At 66.3% G+C, this 18,290-nt stretch carries 13 protein-coding genes; 8 read left to right on the forward strand and 5 right to left on the reverse strand.

Going from position 1 to position 18,290, the window contains the following annotated elements; translation table 11 throughout:
• Positions 1-85 precede the first annotated feature (85 nt).
• From ACP159_RS16780 to ACP159_RS16790, 3 genes are all read right to left on the reverse strand, one after another.
• Positions 86-1,363 carry a bifunctional folylpolyglutamate synthase/dihydrofolate synthase gene (locus ACP159_RS16780; RefSeq protein WP_425100885.1) on the reverse strand — a complete coding sequence of 426 codons (1,278 nt, stop codon included), beginning with the start codon at positions 1,361-1,363 and terminating at the stop codon, positions 86-88.
• Between the two features lie 37 nt (positions 1,364-1,400).
• The gene (gene accD / locus ACP159_RS16785; RefSeq protein ID WP_425100886.1) at positions 1,401-2,318 is read right to left on the reverse strand and encodes an acetyl-CoA carboxylase, carboxyltransferase subunit beta; all 918 of its coding nucleotides are present in this window, start codon (positions 2,316-2,318) and stop codon (positions 1,401-1,403) included.
• 121 nt (positions 2,319-2,439) lie between these two features.
• Positions 2,440-3,759, reverse strand: coding sequence for an aspartate aminotransferase family protein (locus ACP159_RS16790; protein WP_425100887.1), 1,320 nt, complete (start codon positions 3,757-3,759; stop codon positions 2,440-2,442).
• A gap of 418 nt (positions 3,760-4,177) precedes the next feature.
• On the opposite strand from ACP159_RS16790, the gene ACP159_RS16795 reads away from it, so the two are divergent.
• The 7 genes from ACP159_RS16795 to ACP159_RS16825 all read left to right on the forward strand — a co-directional run bounded on the left by ACP159_RS16795 (position 4,178) and on the right by ACP159_RS16825 (position 14,762).
• On the forward strand, positions 4,178-5,131 hold the full coding sequence (locus ACP159_RS16795; RefSeq protein WP_425100888.1) for a TAXI family TRAP transporter solute-binding subunit: 954 nt from the start codon (positions 4,178-4,180) through the stop codon (positions 5,129-5,131).
• Positions 5,132-5,239: 108 nt separating this feature from the next.
• Positions 5,240-7,981: a TRAP transporter permease gene (locus ACP159_RS16800; protein ID WP_425100889.1), complete on the forward strand. Its 2,742-nt coding sequence runs from the start codon at positions 5,240-5,242 to the stop codon at positions 7,979-7,981.
• Between the two features lie 12 nt (positions 7,982-7,993).
• Positions 7,994-8,422, forward strand: coding sequence for a universal stress protein (locus ACP159_RS16805; RefSeq protein ID WP_425100890.1), 429 nt, complete (start codon positions 7,994-7,996; stop codon positions 8,420-8,422).
• Between the two features lie 83 nt (positions 8,423-8,505).
• Positions 8,506-9,474, forward strand: a complete 969-nt coding sequence (locus ACP159_RS16810) for a carbon-nitrogen hydrolase family protein (RefSeq protein WP_425100891.1) — start codon at positions 8,506-8,508, stop codon at positions 9,472-9,474.
• Between the two features lie 68 nt (positions 9,475-9,542).
• Entirely contained in the window at positions 9,543-12,299 is a 2,757-nt protein-coding gene (locus ACP159_RS16815; RefSeq protein ID WP_425100892.1) for an aminotransferase class I/II-fold pyridoxal phosphate-dependent enzyme, read from the forward strand.
• 15 nt (positions 12,300-12,314) lie between these two features.
• Positions 12,315-13,766: a biotin carboxylase gene (locus ACP159_RS16820; RefSeq protein ID WP_425100893.1), complete on the forward strand. Its 1,452-nt coding sequence runs from the start codon at positions 12,315-12,317 to the stop codon at positions 13,764-13,766.
• 6 nt (positions 13,767-13,772) lie between these two features.
• Positions 13,773-14,762, forward strand: coding sequence for a C45 family autoproteolytic acyltransferase/hydolase (locus ACP159_RS16825; RefSeq protein ID WP_425100895.1), 990 nt, complete (start codon positions 13,773-13,775; stop codon positions 14,760-14,762).
• Here ACP159_RS16825 and ACP159_RS16830 read toward each other — a convergent pair.
• Together ACP159_RS16830 and uxuA are read right to left on the reverse strand one after the other, a co-directional pair.
• Positions 14,732-16,222, reverse strand: coding sequence for a mannitol dehydrogenase family protein (locus ACP159_RS16830; protein ID WP_425100896.1), 1,491 nt, complete (start codon positions 16,220-16,222; stop codon positions 14,732-14,734). The two genes, ACP159_RS16825 and ACP159_RS16830, sit on opposite strands and share 31 nt — an antisense overlap.
• The gene (gene uxuA, locus ACP159_RS16835; RefSeq protein WP_425100897.1) at positions 16,219-17,445 is read right to left on the reverse strand and encodes a mannonate dehydratase; all 1,227 of its coding nucleotides are present in this window, start codon (positions 17,443-17,445) and stop codon (positions 16,219-16,221) included. The genes ACP159_RS16830 and uxuA overlap by 4 nt, the downstream gene beginning before the upstream one ends.
• 98 nt (positions 17,446-17,543) lie before the next feature.
• On the opposite strand from uxuA, the gene ACP159_RS16840 reads away from it, so the two are divergent.
• Positions 17,544-18,275 carry a GntR family transcriptional regulator gene (locus ACP159_RS16840; RefSeq protein WP_425100898.1) on the forward strand — a complete coding sequence of 244 codons (732 nt, stop codon included), beginning with the start codon at positions 17,544-17,546 and terminating at the stop codon, positions 18,273-18,275.
• The last annotated feature ends 15 nt before the right edge of the window (positions 18,276-18,290 follow it).

The raw sequence follows: 18,290 nt of genomic DNA on the forward strand, positions 1-18,290 counted from the left end.
GCAAAATATAGGGCGATCAGGGCGAATCAGTCAATATGCAGAGGGGGAACACAAGGGGTTTTGTCCCTGCGGTGGCCGCAGGGACTCAGCCGTTCTCGCGCAGGACGTTGCCCGCGAGGTAGAGCGAGCCGCAGATCAGGACGCGGGCCCGCGGGTCCTGCGCGGCAATGGCCTGCAGCGCATCGGCGAGGCTGCCTGCCTGATGCGCGGTGTGGCCGGTCTCCTGCGCCATGCGTGCGGTCTCGGACGCGGGCAGGGTATTGGCCTCGCCGGGGATCGACACGGCGGTGAGGCTTTGCGCCTGCGCGGCGAGCGGGCGCAGGAAGCCGCGGGCGTCCTTGGTGTTGAGCATCCCGCAGATCAGGTGGGTCGGGCGCTGCGGCAGGCGGGCGAGGTGCCGGGCCAGCGCCTCTCCCGCGGCGGGGTTGTGGCCGCCGTCGAGCCAGAGCTCGGCCTCGGGCGCGATGTCGAAGAGCGGGCCGTGTTTGAGGCGCTGCATCCGGGCGGGCCAGACGGCCTGCGTCACGGCGGCGTCACAGGCCGCCTCTCCGGCCTGCAGGTGGCGCAGCGCCGCAAGCGCCGCCCCGGCGTTCTCGATCTGGTGTCCGCCGGGCAGGTTGGGCAGCGGCAGGTCCAGAAGGCCGGTTTCGTCCTGATAGACCATGCGCCCGCGTTCTTCGAAGGCGTGCCAGTGCTGGCCATGGGCAATCAGCGGTGCGCCGAGGGCCTGCGCCCGTGCCTCGATGACCTCCATCGCCTCGTCCGGCTGCGGGCCGACGACGCAGGGCACGCCGCGCTTGAGGATCCCGGCCTTTTCACCGGCGATCTTGGCCAGCGTGTCGCCAAGGAAGGCCTCGTGATCCATGCTGATCGGGGTGAGGATGGTGAGCGCCGGTTTGTCGACGACATTGGTGGCGTCGAGCCTGCCGCCGAGGCCGGTTTCCAGCAGGGTGTAATCCGCCGGCGTGCGTGCCATGGCGAGCAGGGCGGCACAGGTGGTGATCTCGAAATAGGTGATCGTCTCGCCACTGTTGGCAGCGTAGCACTCGTCGAGCACCGCGGTCAGGTGCTCCTCCGTGATGAGCGTGCCGGCAAGGCGAATACGCTCGTGGAAGCGCGCGAGATGGGGGGAGGTGTAGGCGTGCACGGTCTTGCCCGCGCCTTCGAGCCCGGCGCGGATCATCGCCTGCGTCGAGCCCTTGCCGTTGGTTCCGGCGAGGTGGATCACCGGGGGCAGCTTCTGCTCCGGATGGTCGAGCGCCGCCAGCAGCCGCCAGACGCGGTCCAGCACGAGGTCGATCACCTTCGGGTGCAGCGCCATCATCCGGTCGAGGATGACGTCGGAAGTCTTGTCCTTGGACATTGCCGGAACTCGCCTGGGGGTCTCGGGGAAGGGCCGGTCAGCCCTTGGTCTGGGGCATCTTCGCGTCTTCCGGCCCCGGCGCGGGCAGGTCGCCCCAGGTCGGGGGCGGCATCTGCATCAGCATCCGCGTGATGACGATCAGCTCCTTGCGCAGCTCGCGCCGGTCGGTGACGCGGTCGAGCATGCCATGGTCGAGCAGGTATTCCGCCCGCTGGAAGCCCTCGGGGAGCTTTTCGCGGATGGTCTGTTCGATGACGCGCGGCCCGGCGAAGCAGATCAGCGCGTTCGGCTCGGCGATCTGCACGTCACCGAGCATGGCATAGGAGGCCGTCACGCCGCCGGTCGTCGGATGTGTGAGCACGACGATATAGGGCAGGTTCGCTTCCTTGAGCATCTGCACCGCGACAGTGGTGCGGGGCATCTGCATGAGCGACAGGATACCCTCCTGCATCCGCGCCCCGCCAGCGGCGGAAAAAAGCACGAGCGGGCGGCCCAGCTTCACCGCCTCCTCGGCGGCGGCAACGATGGCGTTGCCGACATACATGCCCATCGAGCCCCCCATGAAGGAGAAGTCCTGCGCGGCGGCGACGATGGGTGAGCGGCCGATCTCGCCCGTGGCGACGAGCATCGCCTCCTTCTCGCCGGTGCCCTTCTGGGCGGCCCGCATGCGTTCCGGATAGCGCTTCTGGTCGCGGAACTGCAGCGGGTCGGCCAGGGGCTCCGGCACCGCGACCTCGTTGAACACGCCGCCGTCGAACAGCGCGATGAAGCGGTCGCGCGGCGTGATGTGCATGTGATGGCCGCAGTTGGAGCAGACGTTCAGGTTGTCGGTGATCTCGCGGTGGAACAGCATGGTCCCGCAGCCGTCGCACTTGGTCCAGAGGTTCTCCGGAATCTCGCGGCGCGAAAAGATCGAGTTGATCCGCGGGCGGACGTAGTTGGTGATCCAGTTCATAGGGTGCCTGTTCCACGTTGGTTGCGCCGTGACTTAAGCCTGCTGGCCACGGATTGCAATAATGTCGCACCGCGCCCGCAGGTTTCCGGCCTTCCCGCCGGGTCCGGGGCGAGGGCCGGGGTCAGATCACCGCGTCGATGGCGGTCGAGAGCTTGTCGGTCAACTCGTCCAGCTGGCTGTCCTCGATGATGAAGGGCGGGGCGAGCAGGATGTGATCGCCGGTCTTGCCGTCGATGGTCCCGGACATCGGATAGCAGATGAGCCCTTCGTTGAAAGCGGCCTTCTTGATCTTGCCCGCGATGCCCAGGGACGGGTCGAACGGCGCCTTGGTCGCGCGGTCGGCGACCAGTTCGATGCCCCGGAACAGGCCGCGCCCGCGCAGGTCGCCGACATTGGGGTGCTGGCCGAAGCGGTCGTTGAGCCGGTCCATCAGCTTGTCCCCCTGTTCGCGGACGCGCGGGACCAGGCCGCGATCGAGGATGGCGCTGACCACGGCCAGGCCGCAGGCGGCGGCGGTGGGATGGCCGACGTAGGTATGCCCGTGCTGGAAGAACCCCGATCCGGATTCGATGGCTGCATAGATTTCGGCGGTGCAGAGCATGGCCCCGATGGGCTGGTAGCCCGCGCCGAGCCCCTTGGCGATGCAGACGATGTCCGGCGCGATGTCGTCCTGCTCGCAGGCGAAGAGCGATCCGGTGCGGCCCATGCCGCACATGACCTCGTCGAGGATCAGCAGCACGCCGTAGCGGTCGCAGATCTCGCGGATGCGCTTGAAATACCCCGGCACCGGCGCCAGCGCACCGGCCGTCGCGCCGACGACCGGCTCCGCCATGAAGGCCATCACCGTGTCGGGGCCAAGCCGCAGGATTTCGTCCTCCAGCGCCTGTGCCGCCCGCAGGCCGTAGTCTTCGGCGCTTTCGCCGTCGTGGCGCAGGCGGTATTCGTAGCAGGGGTCGATATGGCTCACATCGAGAAGCAACGGCCCGAACTGCGCCCGCCGCCACGCATTGCCGCCCGCGCTGAGCGAGCCGATGGTGTTGCCGTGGTAGCTTTGCTTGCGGGCGATGAGCTTGCCGCGCTGCGGCTCGCCCTTCTCGACCCAGTATTGCCGTGCCAGCTTGATCGCGGCCTCCGTCGCCTCGGAGCCGCCGGAGACGAGATACACCCGGTCGAGATTGCCCGGCGCATGGGCGATCAGCAGGTCGGCGAGGCGTTCGGCGGGGTCGGAGGTGAAGAAGCCGGTGTGCGCGAAGGCCAGCGTGTCGATCTGGGTCTTGATCGCCTCGACCACGGCGGCGTCGGAATGCCCGAGACAGGAGACCGCCGCCCCGCCGGAGGCATCGAGATACCGCTTCCCCGCCGCGTCGATCAGGTAGCAGCCATCGCCGCCCACGGCGACGGGAGGCAGCTGGCGGGTGTGACGGGGAAAGATATGCGTCATCGGGACGTCCTCGGGGTTGTTCGACGGTGGGCCGGAGGACTTACAGCCTGACGCAACCCGGGGAAAATGCAACCCCGTGGCCGTGGTCCCGGACCGCATCGGAAAGCGGCAACGGGCTCGCGCCCGGATTGTCTTGCGCTGTCGCCCCTGGTCGCGGCCCCGGCGTGGGTCCGGGGGATTGGCGATGGATTGTCATTGCCTTTCAGAGGGTTGGTTTGCTTCATCGGGCGTGCTTCCCGTAGCGTCACCCGATTGTCCATTTTGACGCCCAAAGTGTCGTTTTTGGACTATAACATGTCGTTTTGTAAAATTCGTTTGTCAGGCGGGAAAACGCTGCTAGCCTTTGAGGCAGGTCACAAGGAGTCGCGTAACCCATTGCGGTGCGGCCAAATAGAACAGGGAGACCATGATGAAGTTCATGAAACTTGCAACTTTTACGTCAGCAATCGCGCTTTTCGGCACGTTCGCCGCAGCCGAGGAGCGGTTCATCACCATCGGCACCGGCGGTCAGACCGGCGTGTACTACGTTGTCGGGCAGTCCATCTGCCGTCTGGTGAACCGCAACACCGCGGAGACCGGGATCAAGTGCACGGCGCCGTCCACCGGCGGCTCCATCGCCAACATCAACGCCATCGCGGCGGGTGACATGGACATGGGCGTGGCGCAGTCCGACTGGCAGTACCACGCCTACAACGGCACCTCGGAGTTCGAGGGCAAGCCGTTCGAGAAGGAACGCGCGGTGTTCTCCGTGCACGGCGAGCCGTTCACCGTGGTGGCACGGGCCGACAGCGGCGCGGCCAAGTTCGACGACCTCTTCGGCAAGCGCGTGAACGTCGGCAACCCGGGCTCCGGCCAGCGGGCGACGATGGACGTGGTGCTGGGTGCGATGGGCAAGTCCGACGCGGATTTCGCGCTGGCCTCCGAGCTCAAGCCCGCGGAACAGTCCGCCGCGCTGGGTGACAACAAGGTCGACGCGATCATCTACACTGTGGGCCACCCGAACGGTTCGATCCAGGAGGCGACCTCGACGGTCGACGCCAAGCTGCTGCCGGTGACCGGCGAGGCCATCGACAAGCTCGTGGCCGACAACCCCTACTACGCCAAGGCGGTGATCCCCGGCGGCATGTACGCGGGCAACCCGGACGATGTGGAGACCTTCGGCGTGAAGGCGACCTTCGTGACCTCCGCCGACGTGCCGGATGACGTGGTCTACGAGGTGGTCAAGGCGGTCTTCGACAACTTCGACCGGTTCAAGGGGCTGCACCCGGCCTTTGCCAACCTCACCGAGGCCGAGATGATCTCGGACGGTCTCTCCGCGCCGCTGCATCCCGGCGCCGAGAAGTACTACAAGGAGCGCGGCTGGATCCAGTGATCCTCTGACAGCACTGAGCCAAGGTGGTCCCCCACGAGGGGGCCGCTGCAGAAAGCGGGACAGCCTGCCGAGGGCAGGATGCGAACCTGATTCCGGGGGGCACTGACAATGACGGACAACACGACCAGCGCGGAGAGCGCCGAGCGCAAGGGGCTGAGCCAGGCGGAGATCGACGAACTTGTCGCCTCTTCGGATACCGGGGGCCGGGTGCCTTCCCTGCCGATTGCGCGGCTGATCACCTGGACGGCCATCGTCTGGTCGCTGTTCCAGCTGTGGATCGCCAGCCCGTTGCCCTTCATGATCGGGTTTGGTGTCTTCAACGATACCGAGGCGCGGTCGTTCCATCTCGCCTTCGCCCTGTTTCTCGCCTTCCTCGCCTACCCCGCCGCGCGCAGCCCGGTGCAGCTTGTGCTCGGGATCGGCGTTCCGGCGCTGATGACGGTCCTGTTCGTCTACGGTGCCAAGGAAGGCACGCCGATCTGGTGGATCCCGCTCGTCGGGGCCGGTGTGATCGCCGCCGTGCTGCTGGGCTCGCCCAAGGACCGGGTGCCACCCTGGGAATGGGCGCTGGCCATCCTGGGCGCGGCGTCGTCGCTCTACCTGTACTTCGCCTATGACGCCATCTCGTCACGGGTCGGGGCGCCGATCCTGCCGGATTTCGTCGTGGCAGCCATCGGCATCATGGTGCTGCTCGAAGCCACCCGCCGCGCGCTTGGCCCGGCGCTGATGATCGTGGCGTCGGTGTTCCTCGCCTATACCTTCCTCGGGCCGATGATGCCCGGGATCATCGCCCACAAGGGCAACAACCTGTCTGAAGTGGTGAACCACCAGTGGATCACCACCGAAGGCGTCTTCGGCATCGCGCTGGGGGTCTCGACCTCCTTCGTCTTCCTCTTCGTGCTGTTCGGCTCCCTGCTCGACAAGGCGGGCGCGGGCAACTACTTCATTCAGGTGGCGTTCAGCCTGATGGGCCATATGCGCGGCGGACCGGCCAAGGCGGCGGTGGTCTCTTCCGCCATGACCGGCCTGATCTCCGGCTCCTCCATCGCCAACGTGGTCACCACCGGCACCTTCACCATTCCGCTGATGAAGCGCGTGGGCTTCTCGTCCGAGAAAGCCGGGGCGGTCGAGGTGGCCAGTTCCGTCAACGGCCAGATCATGCCGCCGGTCATGGGGGCCGCCGCCTTCCTCATGGTGGAATACGTCGGCATTCCCTATTTCGACGTGGTCAAGCACGCCTTCGTCCCGGCGGTCATCAGCTATATCGCGCTGGTCTACATCGTCCATCTCGAGGCGATGAAGGCCAACATGCAGGGCTTGCCCCGCGCCGTGGAACCGAAACCGCTGGTGGCCTGGCTCATCAGCCTCGCCTTCACCGTCGCGGCGATCTGTGCGCTGTCGCTGGCGGTCTATTACGGCATGGGCTGGATCCGCCCCGCTTTCGGCGCCTCCGCCGGGTACGTGGTCTTTGTCCTGCTGGTCATAACCTATGTCGGCCTCCTTGGCTTTGCCTGCCGCGAGCCGCGGCTGAAGATGGAGGACCCGAACGCGCCGGTGACGAAACTGCCGGTGCCGGGGCCGACGATCCGTGCCGGTCTGCATTTCCTGCTGCCGGTGGTCGTGCTGGTCTGGGCACTCATGGTGGACCGCCTGTCGCCCGGCCTCTCGGCCTTCTGGGCGGCGGCCTTCATGGTGTTCATCCTGCTCACCCAGCGCCCGCTGGAAGCCATGTTCCGGGGTGAGGGCGATTATGGCGCGGCCATGCGCAACGGCGTTCGCGAACTGATCGAAGGTCTCGAAGCCGGCGCCCGCAACATGATCGGCATCGGCATCGCCACGGCAACCGCCGGGATCATCGTCGGCGCGGTCAGCCAGACCGGTGTCGGCTCGGCGCTGGCGGATGTGGTCGAGGTGCTCTCGGGCGGCAACATCCTCGCCATCCTCGCGCTGACGGCGGTGCTCTCGCTGATCCTCGGCATGGGCCTGCCGACCACGGCGAACTACATCGTCGTCTCGGCCCTGCTCGCGCCGGTGATCGTCAGCCTCGGCCAGCAGAACGGGCTGATCGTGCCGCTGATCGCGGTGCACCTGTTCGTGTTCTACTTCGGCATCATGGCGGATGTGACCCCGCCGGTGGGCCTCGCCTCCTTTGCCGCCGCGGCGGTCTCCGGCGGCGATCCGATCCGCACCGGCGTGGTGGCGTTCTTCTACTCGCTGCGCACCGCTGCGCTGCCGTTCCTGTTCATCTTCAACACCGATCTGCTGCTGATCGACGTGGACTGGATACACGGGATATTCGTGTTCATAACGGCGACCATCGCCATGCTGCTCTTCGCGGCGGCGACGCAGGGCTGGTTCCTGACCCGCAACCGGATCTGGGAAACCGTGCTGCTGCTGCTCGTCGCCTTCACCTTCTTCCGTCCGGGCTTCTGGATGGACATGGTCGCGCCGCCGTTCAAGAACCTGCCCCCGGCGCAGTTCGAGCAGGCCATGGGCGATGCCATGCCGGGCGCCGAGATGCGGCTGACGGTGAACGGGCTGAACGCCGTGGGCGATCCGGTGACCTTCACCGCGCCGCTGACCGTGCCCGAGGGCGAGACCGGCGCCGACCGGCTGTTGGCCACGGGGATCGAGGCGATCGACCGCGATGGCAAGACGATCATCGACAACGTCGCCTTCGACAGCCCGGCGCAGAAGGTCGGGCTCGACTGGGACCAGGAGATCGTGAGCGTGATGGCGCCGCAGTCCCAGCCAACGAAGTACCTGATGTACCTGCCCGCCCTGTTGATCCTGGCCCTCGTGGTCTGGATGCAGCGGCGCCGGGTCGAACCGCAACCGGCACACGCCTGAAGGAGACCGGCCATGTTCGACACCATCCTGCTGCCGATCGACCCCCACCACGCCGAGTCCTGGGAAAAGGCGCTGCCCGTGGCGCTTCACCTCTGCGGCGACAGCGGCACGCTGCATGTGCTCGGGATCGTGCACGATCTCGGCGCTGCGGCCTCCGTCGCGTCCTTCCTCCCGGCGGACTTCGAAAAGAGCGCGCTTCAGAAGATGGGGGCGGACATGGATGCGTTCGTCGCCGCCAACGTGCCTGCGGGACGGACTGCGGTGGTGCACGTCGCCTATGGTCACGTGCCGCAGCGCATCCTTTCCGCCGCCGAAGAGATCGGCGCCGGCCTGATCGTCATGGCCTCGCAGCCGCCGGACGAGCTGGTGACCTTGCTGGTCGGGTCCAATGCCGGCAGGGTGGTCCGTCACGCCCGGCAGTCCGTGCTCGTGGTGCGCTGACGCGCGACACCGTGACCGCAGGACAAGACAGTCCGGTCGCGCCCCCGGCGCGGCCGTCAATGAACCATGGAGAAACCGTCTTAATGACTCCCTTTGCCATCGCGGGCGTGCAGATGCATGTCGCTGCCCTGCAATCCAACGTCGAAGCCATGCGGCACCGGATCGACATCCTGATGGCCCGCTTTCCCTGGACGCAGATGGTGCTGTTCTCGGAGCTTGCGCCGTTCGGCCCGCTGGACCGCTACGCCCAGCCGTTTCCCAACGACGCGCTGCAGCAGTTCCAGGACGACGCCCGGCGCTATGGCATCTGGCTGATCCCCGGCTCCATGTTCGAGCGGGTGGAGGATGGCCGGATCTTCAACACCTCGGTGGTGATCAACCCTGACGGCGACATCGTGGCGAAATACTCCAAGATGTTCCCGTTCCGGCCCTACGAGGCGGGCATCTCCGCCGGGACCGAGTTCTGCGTCTTCGACGTGCCGCAGGTCGGCCGGTTCGGGCTGTCGATCTGCTATGACATCTGGTTCCCGGAAACCACGCGCCAGCTGACCAGCCAGGGCGTCGAGGTGCTGCTGCACCCGGTTCTGACCGGCACCACGGACCGCGACGCGGAGCTTGCCATCGCGCGGGCCACGGCGGCGCAGTTCCAGTGTTACGTCTTCGACGTGAACGGGCTCGCGGCGGGCGGCGTGGGGCGTTCGCTGGTGGTCGATCCGGCGGCGACGGTGCTGCATCAGTCGGCGGGGCAGGAGGACATGTTCCCGATCGAGGTCGATCTCGACCAGGTGCGCCGCCAGCGCGAGACCGGCCTGAAGGGCCTCGGGCAGGTGCTCAAGAGCTTCCGCGACCGCGAAGCCGTGTTCACGGCCTATGACCGCACCAGCGGCGCGGATGCCTACCTGCACACGCTCGGCCCGCTGGAGACGCCGCGGCAGGGCACGACGCGCGGGTTGCGCACCTCGGACCCGCGCACCGCGCTGGGATACACCGAACACCCGGACCTGCCGCCGGGCAACCTGCCGATCTTCGGCGGAAAGACGGGGTCCGACTGACGCCGCGCGGGCAGGTGCGCCGGGCCGGGGAGGACGGCCCGGACGACTGATTTGGAGAGGAGACTGCAATGAATTCCCAGACAGGCGACGGAGCGCTGCCCTCCATTCGCGACTACTACAGCGCGACCCAACTGCGATCTGACCGCTGGAGCGCCCTGCGCGAAGCCACCGAAGGGCTGTTGCGGACCGGGGCTGAGAGCCGACAGGGCAAGAAACTGCTGAAGACCGCTGCCGACCTGTTCGATTCCCTGCAGCCGATCGAGGCCTACTGGGCGTTTCCCGGGGGCGCTAGCTTTGCCCACATGCGCCGGCTTCTGGAGAACGGCAATTACGAGGACCTGCAGACCTCCGTCCGTCGGGTCTCGCGGGCGCTGACTTCGGGTGCCTACCGGCGCCGGACGATCCCGCTGACCTCCGGCGAGGCCGACAACGAGGATTACGAGGACGAGGCGTCGCTGTCGCCGGAGGCGCGGGCGCTGGGGCGGCCGTATTTCGAAGTGCTGATCGTCGACGAGGTCAACGAGCAGCAGGAGCGCTTCCTGCGCCACAGCCTGCAGCGGATGGCGCGCCCCGAGGACCCGTTCGTCTACGAGGCGGTCGTGGTGCCGTCGCTGGAGGACGCGCTGATCGGGATCCTGTTCAACCACAATGTGCAGGCGGTGGTGGTCCGCCCCGGTCTTGCGCTGAAATCCGACAACGACCTGCCTATCCTGAACCAGTATCTCAAGTGGGTCGGGGACGACGAGGAGGTGGATTCGATCCAGCCCTACGAATACGGCCCCGAGGCCTGCCGCCTGATCGCCAAGATCCGGCCCGAGCTGGACGCCTACCTGATCACCGACCGCTCCGCCGAGGACATCGCCGGGCTGGACCTCGGGCGGTGCCGCCGGGTGTTCTACAATCAGGAAGACTTCCTCGAACTGCACCTGAACATCCTGCGCGGCGTCGGGCGGCGCTACAAGACGCCGTTCTTCACCGCCCTCAAGGAGTATTCCAAGCAGCCCACCGGCGTCTTTCACGCCATGCCGATCAGCCGCGGCAAGTCGATCTCGCGCTCGCACTGGATCCAGGACATGGGCGCTTTTTACGGGCCAAACATCTTCCTCGCGGAGACCTCCGCCACCTCCGGCGGTCTCGACAGCCTGCTGGAGCCGCGCGGTCCGATCAAGGAAGCGCAGGACATGGCGGCGCGGGCGTTCGGCTCGAAACACACCTATTTCGCCACCAACGGCACCTCTACCTGCAACAAGATCGTGGTGCAGGCGCTGGTCCGGCCCGGCGACATCGTGCTGGTGGACCGCGACTGCCACAAGTCGCACCATTACGGCATGGTGCTGGCCGGGGCGAATGTCGTCTACATGGACAGCTATCCGCTGCATCAATACTCGATGTACGGCGCCGTGCCGCTGAGCGAGATCAAGCATCACCTGCTGAAGCTGCGGGCCGAGGGCAAGCTCGACCGGGTGCGCATGGTTCTGCTGACCAACTGTACCTTCGACGGCGTGGTCTACAACGTGCAGCGGGTCATGGAGGAATGCCTCGCCATCAAGAAGGACCTCGTGTTCCTCTGGGATGAGGCCTGGTTCGCCTTTGCCCGGTTCGAGCCGACCTACCGCCAGCGCACAGCCATGAGCACCGCCAACACGCTGCGCGAGAAGTTGAAGGAGCCAGCGACGGCGGCGGCCTGGGAGAAGCAGCAGGCGGAACTGGACGGGGCGAGCGAGGAGGTCTGGCTGACCACCCGGCTTGTGCCGCCACCGGATGCGCGGGTGCGGGCCTATGCCACGCAGTCGACGCACAAGACGCTGACCTCGCTCCGGCAGGGCTCGATGATCCACGTCAACGACCAGGACTTCAAGGGCGAGGTCGAACAGGCCTTCCACGAGGCCTTCATGACCCATACCTCGACCTCTCCCAATTACCAGATCATCGCCTCGCTCGATGTCGGGCGGCGGCAGGTCGAGCTCGAAGGCTTCGAATTTGTCCAGCGTCAGGTGGAAAGCGCCATGGCGATCCGCCGGGCGGTCTCGACCCACCCGCTTCTGGAGAAGTACTTCAAGGTTCTGACCGTGGCCGATCTGATCCCGGAAACCTACCGGGCCACGGAGTCGAAGGAATACTACAATCCCAAGCAGGGCTGGACGGACAAGCACACGATGTGGGCGGAGGACGAATTTGTCCTCGATCCCACCCGCATCACCCTCGCCGTGGGCGGCACCGGATGGGACGGCGATACCTTCAAGACCAAGATCCTGATGGACAAATACGGCATCCAGATCAACAAGACCTCGCGCAATACCGTGCTGTTCATGACCAACATCGGCACCACGCGCTCGTCGGTCGCCTATCTGATCGAAGTCCTGGTGGAGATCGCCAACGAACTTGACGACCTGCTGGACGATGCGTCGAAGATGGAGCGGCGGTCGTTCCAGAACCGCGTTTCGGCGCTGGTCGAGCACGTCCCGCCGCTGCCCGATTTCAGCTGTTTTCACCCGGCTTTCCGGGCCGAGGGGAACACGCCGGAGGGCGACATCCGCACCGCCTATTTCCTCGCCTACGACGAGGACAATTGCGACTACCTCGACCTGGACGACCGGCTCACGGAGCGGCTCGAAAAGGGCGAGGAACTGGTTTCGACGAGTTTCATCATTCCATATCCGCCAGGGTTTCCGATCCTCGTGCCGGGGCAGGTCATCAGCCCGGAAATCCTGAAATTCATGCGCGCGCTCGATGTGTCCGAGATCCACGGCTACCGGGCCGACCTGGGATTGCGCGTGTTCACCAAGGAGGCGCTCGACGCGCTGGTCAACAAGACTTCAGCCTGAGGGGAGAAAACAGACATGGTGAAGAAGACACTCAAGAACATTTCGGAGATCCGCCGGTATTTCCATACCAACAAGGACCCGATCTATTTCGTGTCCGCGACGAACTTCAACCTGCTCGGGCTCGATGAATGGGTGAAGAATTTCAAGTATATCTGCTACATGGACTGTTTCGACGGGCGGCACCCCAACGTCTTCGTGCCCTCCGAGATGCCGCATGACGAATTCCAGTCCATCGAGGACATCAACAACTACCTGCTCCAGCACAAGGAGGTTGTCGACCTCGTCAAGTCGCGCGGCGGCAAGCCGAAGTTCGTGTTCCTGATGTTCGACGAGACGACCGAGAAGCTGGCGAAGGAACTCGGCGGCGAGGTCTGGTTCCCCAAGGCCAAGCTGCGCCAGTCGATGGACAACAAGATCCAGACCGTGCGCGTCGGCAACAAGGCGGGCGTGCCGTCGGTGCCGAACACGCTCAGCGAGGTGAAGGATTACGCCCACCTTCAGGCGCTTTGCAAGAAGGCGGGGCTGGGGGACGACCTGGTGCTGCAATCGGCCTTCGGCGACAGCGGGCACACCACCTTCTTCATCAAGTCCGAGGCCGATTTCCGCAAGCACGAGCACGAGATCGTCGGCGAGGGCGAGATCAAGATCATGAAGCGGATCGACTGCCGCGGCTCGGCGATCGAGGCCTGCGCCACCTCGCAGGGCACCATCGTCGGTCCGCTGATGACAGAGCTGGTCGGGTTCAACGAGCTGACGCCCTATCGCGGCGGCTGGTGCGGCAACGAGATCTTCTCGACCGCCTTCAGCCCCAAGCAGCGCCAGAAGGCACGGGAGCTGACCTTCCAGTTCGGCGAGCAGCTGCGCAAGGAAGGGTATCGCGGCTACTTCGAGCTCGACTTCCTGATCGACAAGAAGAATGACGACATCTGGCTGGGCGAGCTGAACCCGCGCATCACCGGGGCCTCGTCGATGACCAACCACGCGGCCTTCGCCCATGCGGATGCGCCGCTGTTCCTGTTCCACCTGCTGGAGTTCTCGAAAAAGCCCTTCGATCTCGACGTGGACGAGCTGAACGCGCGCTGGGCCGATCCGGACATGATCGACAGCTGGTCGCAGATGGTGATCAAGCACACGGAGGACAGCGTCGACATCATCACCGAGGCCCCGCAATCGGGCATCTACAGGATGCTGGCGGACGGCACCGTGGTGTTCGACCGCTTCGATTATCACCGCCGCGCGGTGGAGACCGAAGACGAGGCCTTCTTCCTGCGCATCTCCAACGTCGGCGATTACCGCTACGAGGGCGCGGACCTAGGCATTCTCGTCACGCGCGGGCGGTCGATGACATCGGGCTTCAAGCTGACGGACAAGTCGAAGAACTGGATCAAGGGCATCAAGACCGCCTACAAGGCGCGCGCGCTGCCCTCTGCACAGGCCTTTGAAGACCCGGCGTTCAAGATTATGTAGGCCGGTATGGGCCTGCTTTTCCGTGCCATCGAAGAGGACGAGCCCGGACCGAAATGGTCCGGGCTCTTCTCGCAATACCGGGATGCCTACCTGACCTGGTGGGCACGGGAAGGCGTGGCCGTGCGGCCGACATACATGGAGGGGTTGCAGGCGCTCCGTCAACACATGCCGGAACTCGTGTCGCTCTATGAACAGCTGGTTTCGCTGGCCGGGGGCGGCGACCGCGAGGCGCGGTTCCTCAGTTTCTACTGCCCGCCGCGCTACCTGTCCGGATGCAGCCAGGCGATCTGGCCGGGAGACAAGCCGCTGCTGGTGCGCAACTACGACTACAATCCCTATGCCATCGACGCGGTGCTGCTGAAGACCGGCTGGCAGGGGCGCGGCGTCATGGGCATGTCCGACGGGCTGTTCGGCCTGGTCGACGGGATGAACGACGACGGGCTGGCGGTGTCGCTGACCTTCGGCGGACGCCAGGAGGTCGGGGCCGGTTTCGGCGTGCCGCTGATCCTGCGTTACGTGCTGCAGACCTGCAGCACCGTGCCGGAGGCGGTGAAGGTTCTGGCCCGGGTGCCCTGCCACATGAGCTACAATGTCACCGTGCTCGATGCGGCGCGGCGGTTTGCGACGGCCTATCTTGCGCCGGATCGCCCTGCCCAGATCACCCATGCGGCGGTGGCGACGAACCATCAGGAGCGGGTGGAATGGCGCAGCCACGCCCGCCTGACCGCGACGGTGGAGCGCGAGCGCTACCTGCTGCAGCGCCTCACGCTGCACACCGAGCCGGAGGACAAGTTCATCCGGGCTTTCCTGCGTCCGCCGCTGTACTCGCTCGCCTTCGACCGGGGCTTCGGCACGTTGTACACGACGACCTACCGCCCGGCGGAAGGGCGGATGGAGGTGTTCTGGCCCGGCCGCGAGTGGGTGCAGCGGTTCTCGCAGTTCGCGGAGGAACAGACCTATATCGCCTATCCGCAGGCGGTCGGGACGGGTTTCTGAGGGCCGGTCGCGGCGCTGTCGATGGCCGCGCGCATGCCGTCCTCCAGCATCACCCGCAGGTCGCGGGTGACCGCCTCCCTCCAGGCGGGCGTGTTCAGCAGCGGCTGCGGACACAGGCCGGGCAGGGCGAGCACACGGGCGACGGTGGCTCCCGGCGCCTCGTCCTTCGGGCCGCGCAGCAGCGCCTCGCGCGGATCGCGCAGCGCATAGGCCTCGCCCGCGTCAGTGCGTCCCAGCGTGTAGCGAATCCAGGCGGCTGTCGCGAAGGCGAAGGGGGCCAGCGGCTGCCCCTGTTCCAGCGCATCCACGGCGGCCCCGAAGATGCGTTGCGGCATCTTCTCGCTGCCGTCCATGGCGATCTGGTAGGCCTCGTGTCCAAGGTGCGGGTTGCGGAACCGCTCGGCGAGATCCTCGGCATAGACTGCGAAATCCACGCCGGGCAGGGGGGCCAGCGTCCCGGCGGCGGCGCGGAGGTGGCGCTGGACCAGAGCCGCGAGGGCCGGGTCCGCCATCACGTCACGCACGTAGCGGTGCCCGGCGAGAAAGCCGGTGTAGGCAAGCATGGAATGGCTGCCGTTCAGCATCCGCAGCTTCATCTCTTCATAAGGGCGCACCTGCGACGTCAGGATCGCGCCGCCCGCTTCCCATGCCGGGCGTCCGGTGGGGAAATTGTCCTCGATCACCCATTGCCGGAAGGCTTCGGCCTCCACGGCGGCTTCGTCGCGCCTGCCGATCATCGCCTCGGCGAGGGCAAGGGTCTCCTCCCCCCGCGCCGGGGTGATGCGGTCGACCATGGCGGAGGGGAAGGCGACTTCCGCCGCGATGTACGGCGCGAGGTCCGGGGCGGCGTGGCGGGCGAAGTCCACCAGCAGGCTGCGGGTCAGGGCGCCGTTTTCCGGCAGGTTGTCGCAGGACAGGACGGTGAAGGGCGGGATGCCCCGGGCGCGGCGTTGTCCGAGTGCCCAGACGAGAAGCCCGGCGAGGCCCTGCGGGTTGTCCGGCGCGGCGAGGTCGGCGGCGATGGCGGGATGTGATTTGTCGATGCCGCCGGTGGTGCGGTCGAGGCCGTAGCCCTTTTCGGTCACGGTGATGGTGACGATGCGGGTGGTCGGCGCGGTCAGGGCGTCGAGCACCTGTTGCCGGTCGGTCCGGAGGCACAAGGCCGCCGCAAGGCTGCCGATCACCCGCGCCGTGCTGCCCGCCGCGCTGTGTTCGATCACCGTGTAGAGGCCCTTTTGCGGGGCCAGTTCCGCCGTGGGTTCGAGGCTGCGCAGGCTGACACCGATGATCCGCCAGTCGCCGCCCGCCGCCGCGAGGGCGTCGTCCGTGTAAACCGCCTGATGCGCCTTGTGGAAGGCACCGAGACCGATGTGGACGATCCCGGGACCGTGGGCGTTGCGCTCATAGCCGGGACGCTGGACGGAGTCCGGCAGACCATCGAAGCTGTCGAGACGGCTCATCCCGCCATCCCGTGCGGCCTCTGCCGCGCGTGCCGCAATCCGGCAATCGCGCCGCGCAGTTCCGCGAGGCCCTTGAGCCGGCCAATCGACGGATACCCGGGCTGCGCCTTGCGCCCGAGATCGTCGAGAATGTCCTGCCCGTGGTCGGGACGGAAAGGGATGGAGACGTCGGTGCGGCCCTCTGCCTTGCGCCGGTCTTCCTCGCGCAGCGCGGCAGCGATGAGGGCGACCATGTCCGTGTCGCCCGTCAGGTGCTCGTCCTCGAAGAAGGAGCCGCGAACATCTGCCGTTTCCCGCTTCACGTTGCGCAGGTGCAGGAAATGCACCCGTGCGCCCCAGCGCTCCATCATTCCCGGCAGGTCATTGTCGGGCCGTGCGCCCAGCGAGCCGGAGCAGAGCGTGATGCCGTTGGCGGTGCGGTCGACGGCGTTCATCACGGCGGCGTAGTGCGCTTCGGTGGACATGATGCGCGGCAGGCCGAGCAGCGGCACGGGCGGGTCGTCCGGGTGGCAGCAGAGCCGCAGACCGAGTTCTTCGGCAACCGGCGTTACCTCCGCAAGGAAGTCGATCAGATGGCCGCGCAGGCGCTCCTCGCTGATGCTGTCGTATTCGGCGATGTGCTGGCGCACGTCGTCGAGCGAAAAGCTCTCCGCTGCGCCGGGCAGGCCGAAGACGACATTCTTGGCCAGTTCTGCCCGCCGCGCCTCGGTCATCTCGTTGAACCGCTGCAAGGCCGCGTCGCGCAAGGCGTCATCGAAATCGTCCGCCGCGCCGGGACGCTTGAGGATGTGCAAGTCGAAGGCGGCGAAGTCGGTCAGGTCGAAGCGCATGCAGGTCGCGCCGCTCGGTCTGCGCCAGGCGAGATCGGTGCGGGTCCAGTCAAGGACAGGCATGAAGTTGTAGCAGATCACCTCGATCCCCGCTGCGGCGAGGTTCTTAAGGCTGATCTTGTAGTTGGCGATATGCTCGCGCCACGCGCCTTTCTGTTTCTTGATGTCCTCGGAGACGGGCAGGCTCTCGACCACGTCCCAGGCGATGCCGGAAGGGGAGCCGTCCTTCATCGTGGCAATCTCGCGCTGGCGCTGCGCGATCTCCCCGGGTGTCCAGACCGCGCCGGTCGGCACATGGTGCAGCGCGGAGACGATGCCCTCCACGCCCGCTTGCAGGGTGTCGTCAATGGACACGAGGTCCTTCGGCCCGAACCACCGCCACGTCTGTTTCATCTGATGTCCTCCCGAGTCGTCCCGGTCTTTCTATCATCCGGAAAGATTGCTGACTAGTATGGAAGTATGGTATCCCGCCGATGGGAGGACGACGAATCATGACAGCGTATGGAACGATTTCCAGCGATCTGGACCCGGCGTCCGCCATCGCGCCACAGATTTATGTGCGTCTGCGCGATGCCATCATCCGCAACCGTTTCGCCCCCGGCGACCGCATTTCCGAGAGCGAGATTGCCCGCGCCTGCAATGTCAGCCGCCAGCCGGTGCGTGAAGCGTTCATCAAGCTGGCAGGCGAAGGCTTGCTCGCCATCCTCCCGCAGCGGGGCACGGTGATCACCAGGATCGGCTATGCCGCCGTGCTCGATGCCCGCTTCCTGCGCGAGGCGATCGAGGCGGACATCGTGGCTATTCTGGCGTCCGCACCGGACGAGGCCCTGATCGCAGACCTGCGCGGTCAGTTGCAGGCCCAACGCAACGTGGCGGCCACCGATCCCAAGGCGTTCATCGAACTGGACGAGCGTTTTCACCGCACGCTCGCCGGGGCGGCGGGCAAGCGCGGGGCGTGGAAGCTGATCGAGGGGCTGAAATCCCAGATGGACCGAGTGCGGTTCCTCTCGCTCGGACATTTCCCGGTGCAGAAGCTGGTGACCCAGCATGAGGTCATCGTCGACCGGATCGAGCAGGGTGATGCGCGGGGGGCGAATGCCGCCATCCGGGGCCACCTGCGCGAGGTCCTGTCCGATCTGCCGCAGATCCGCGCCGCCAACCCAGATTTTTTCGAATTGCCGGACGGGGAGATCCCCGAGCCGGTCAATGCCCCCCTGTCGTAGCAGGGCGGGGAGAAC

It is taken from the genome of Tropicibacter sp. S64 (assembly GCF_049803835.1).
Lineage (GTDB): Bacteria > Pseudomonadota > Alphaproteobacteria > Rhodobacterales > Rhodobacteraceae > Pacificoceanicola.

Excerpts from the sequence above, each read along its gene's own strand:
- ACP159_RS16780 (WP_425100885.1), bottom strand. The coding sequence starts at position 1,363 with ATGTCCAAGGACAAGACTTCCGACGTCATCCTCGACCGGATGATGGCG.
- accD (WP_425100886.1), bottom strand. The coding sequence starts at position 2,318 with ATGAACTGGATCACCAACTACGTCCGCCCGCGGATCAACTCGATCTTT.
- ACP159_RS16790 (WP_425100887.1), bottom strand. The coding sequence starts at position 3,759 with ATGACGCATATCTTTCCCCGTCACACCCGCCAGCTGCCTCCCGTCGCC.
- ACP159_RS16795 (WP_425100888.1), top strand. The coding sequence starts at position 4,178 with ATGAAACTTGCAACTTTTACGTCAGCAATCGCGCTTTTCGGCACGTTC.
- ACP159_RS16800 (WP_425100889.1), top strand. The coding sequence starts at position 5,240 with ATGACGGACAACACGACCAGCGCGGAGAGCGCCGAGCGCAAGGGGCTG.
- ACP159_RS16805 (WP_425100890.1), top strand. The coding sequence starts at position 7,994 with ATGTTCGACACCATCCTGCTGCCGATCGACCCCCACCACGCCGAGTCC.
- ACP159_RS16810 (WP_425100891.1), top strand. The coding sequence starts at position 8,506 with ATGACTCCCTTTGCCATCGCGGGCGTGCAGATGCATGTCGCTGCCCTG.
- ACP159_RS16815 (WP_425100892.1), top strand. The coding sequence starts at position 9,543 with ATGAATTCCCAGACAGGCGACGGAGCGCTGCCCTCCATTCGCGACTAC.
- ACP159_RS16820 (WP_425100893.1), top strand. The coding sequence starts at position 12,315 with ATGGTGAAGAAGACACTCAAGAACATTTCGGAGATCCGCCGGTATTTC.
- ACP159_RS16825 (WP_425100895.1), top strand. The coding sequence starts at position 13,773 with ATGGGCCTGCTTTTCCGTGCCATCGAAGAGGACGAGCCCGGACCGAAA.
- ACP159_RS16830 (WP_425100896.1), bottom strand. The coding sequence starts at position 16,222 with ATGAGCCGTCTCGACAGCTTCGATGGTCTGCCGGACTCCGTCCAGCGT.
- uxuA (WP_425100897.1), bottom strand. The coding sequence starts at position 17,445 with ATGAAACAGACGTGGCGGTGGTTCGGGCCGAAGGACCTCGTGTCCATT.
- ACP159_RS16840 (WP_425100898.1), top strand. The coding sequence starts at position 17,544 with ATGACAGCGTATGGAACGATTTCCAGCGATCTGGACCCGGCGTCCGCC.